At 70.7% G+C, this 2,604-nt stretch carries 3 protein-coding genes; 1 reads left to right on the forward strand and 2 read right to left on the reverse strand.

Features of this window, described 5'->3' with window-relative positions; genetic code table 11:
- A partial coding sequence (locus tag ADY59_RS47015; RefSeq protein ID WP_231619245.1) for a lytic polysaccharide monooxygenase auxiliary activity family 9 protein occupies nt 1-646 on the reverse strand: 646 nt, incomplete at its 3' end.
- A gap of 95 nt (nt 647-741) precedes the next feature.
- Nucleotides 742-1,305 (reverse strand): TetR/AcrR family transcriptional regulator, encoded by a 564-nt coding sequence (locus ADY59_RS47020; protein WP_231619246.1) that lies wholly within the window; start codon nt 1,303-1,305, stop codon nt 742-744.
- A gap of 87 nt (nt 1,306-1,392) precedes the next feature.
- On the opposite strand from ADY59_RS47020, the gene ADY59_RS47025 reads away from it, so the two are divergent.
- A complete protein-coding gene (locus tag ADY59_RS47025; protein WP_049577799.1) occupies nt 1,393-2,301 on the forward strand; it encodes an NmrA/HSCARG family protein in 909 nt (302 codons plus the stop codon).
- Nucleotides 2,302-2,604: the final 303 nt, after the last annotated feature.

The raw sequence follows: 2,604 nt of genomic DNA on the forward strand, positions 1-2,604 counted from the left end.
GAGTCGGGGTGGGCGTAGGGGTGCCGCCACCGCCGAAGTCCACGTCCGAGCAGGTGTAGAAGGCCTCGTTGCTGCCGACCACGCGCTGCCAGATCGAGTAGAGGATGTGCCTGCCGCTGCGCTGGGGCAGGTTGATGGTCCAGTTGGTGAACGTGGACGGGTTCTGGCCGTTGAACGTCCTGAGGTGGACGAGGTCCGACCACTTGAGCGGCATGGTGGGGTTCCAGCCGTCCCGCGTGATGTAGAACTCGAAGTTGCTGTTCGAGTGCGGCGCGGATGCGTGGTAGGTCAGCGTGAAGCTGCCCGGTCGCACCTGGGTCGCCGGCCAGTCGGCCCGCTGCAGGTCGAGCCCGCGATACTTCTCGCGGCCCGCGCTGCAGAGCTTGCCGTCGGGGATCAGCTGGCGGTGCCGCCCGCCCGCTTCGAGAAGCGAGACCTCGTTCCAGTCGTAGAACGCCTGGGTGCCGCTGGCGGCCACGGCGGCCTTGCAGGCGGCGGACTTCGGCGTCTCCGGGCCTTCGTTCTTGCAGACGTAGACGCGGCTGGGCGGATTGGACATGGTGCCGTGGGCGTTGGCCGCGGAAGCCGGTAGCAGAACCAGCATCCCGGTGGCGGCCGTCATGGCGGCGATCGTGCTCTTGCGCACCTGTGCTCCTGGGGGGATGAGACAGGAATAAAAAGGAAACCTTCCTAAGAGTTAACGATATTTGACGGGTGCGCAAGCTGTCCAGGTCAAGACGGTCAGCGCGGGCGGACGCCGTCGATGGCGATCCCCAGCAGGCGCTCGGCCTCGGCGGGGCCGTCGGGGTCATGCTCGGTGGCCAGGGAGATGGCGCTGACGAGTTTGAGCAGCTGGACGATGGTGATCCCGGGGCGCACGGCCCCGGCCGCCCGGGCCCGGACCAGGAGCTTCTCACCCGCACCGGTGATCAGGTCGTGGCAGGTGCCGCCGAGGGCCGGGTCGCCGCCGCCGCGCATCAGCGAGGCGCCCAGGCCCCGGTTGGCCACGGCGTGGGCGCCCACGGCGCGCAGCCAGGCGAGCAGGGCTTCTCCCGGGTCGGCGGCGGCGAGCAGGTCACCGGCCTTGGCGCAGAGCGCTTCCACCCGATCCTTGAAGACCGCCTCCAGAAGCGCCTGCCGGGCCGGGAAGTGCCGGTGCAGGGTGGCCGAGCCGACTCCGGCGCGGCGGGCGATCTCCTCCAGGGACGCGTCGGCGCCCCGCTCGGCGATGAGGGCGCCGGCGGCGGCCACGATCCGGTCGGCGTTGCGGCGGGCGTCGGCGCGCAGTTGCTGTCGGGGTGACACGGCGACTCCTGATGACTTGCCAAGTGGGGTGGTCCTCCATATCGTAGCGGCCATTAACCGGAGGGGCACCCCACTTAGGAGACGCACGTGACACCGACGAACAAGAACGTCGTGGTGGTAGGAGCGACCGGCCTGCAGGGCGGGGCCGTGACGCGCCACCTGCTCCGCGACGGATGGCGGGTGCGGGCGCTCACCCGCGACCCGGACGGGCCCCGCGCGCAGGAGCTGGCCCGGGCCGGCGCGCGCCTCGTGCGGGCGCGGATGGAGGACGCCGACTCCCTGACCGCCGCCGCCGAGGACGCCTGGGGACTGTTCAGCGTGCAGCCCACGGTCGGCTCGCCCGGGACCGCGCCCGGCTTCACCACCGAGGACGAGGTGCGCTGGGGCGTGCACGTCGCCGAGGCCGCGCACGCCGCCGGCGTCGGGCACCTGGTCTTCACCTCGGTCGCCGGCGCGGACCGCCACCCCGGGGAGAAGGTGCCGGCGAACCTGGTCAGCAAGTGGCGGATCGAGCGGCGCATCGCCGAACTCGGCCTGCCCGCCACGATCCTGCGGCCGGTCTCGTTCATGGAGAACTTCACCGGCGGCTACGCCCTGCGGGACGGAACCCTGTCCACCGGGGTCGCGCCGGGCACCGTCCAGCAGCTCATGGCGGTCGACGACGTCGGAGCCGTCACCGCGCTGGCCTTCTCCCGGCCGGCGGAGTGGATCGGCCGCGCGGTCTCCCTGGCCGCCGACGAGCTCACGCCGGTCCAGGTCGCCGAGGCGATCGGGACGGCCCTGGGCATCTCGCTGCCCTACGTCCAGATCCCGATCGAGGCGATCCGGCGCGTCAACGAGGACTTCGCCTTCGCCAACCAGTGGCTCGACGAGCGCGGCTACCGTGCCGACATCGCCGCCACCCGGCGGATCCTCCCGGCCGCGATGGATTTCCGGACCTGGCTGGAGCGCACCGGCGCGGCCCAGATCGCCGGGTTCCTGGGGTTGCGGGCGTAAGAGTTGACGAGTTCACCCGGCTGTGTCATCCTGAAGGCGGCACCGAGGTTGACGCTTATAGTACGTGTGGACATCCGTTTCTAGTTTGCGTTATGCTGCTCCCTCGCGCTGTCTCGCGACGCCCCGGATCTGTCCGGGGCGTTTGGCATGCGCGCAGTCCGATTCCATCCGTGCCCTCCGGAAGGACATCTGTTGGCAGCCTCGCGCAACGCCTCCGCCGTACCCGCCGGTCCCCGTCGCGTCTCTTTTTCGCGCATCCAGGAGCCCCTCGAAGTTCCTGACCTTCTCGCTCTGCAGACCGAG

Source organism: Nonomuraea sp. SBT364 (genome assembly GCF_001083785.1).
Classification (GTDB): Bacteria; Actinomycetota; Actinomycetes; order Streptosporangiales; family Streptosporangiaceae; genus Nonomuraea.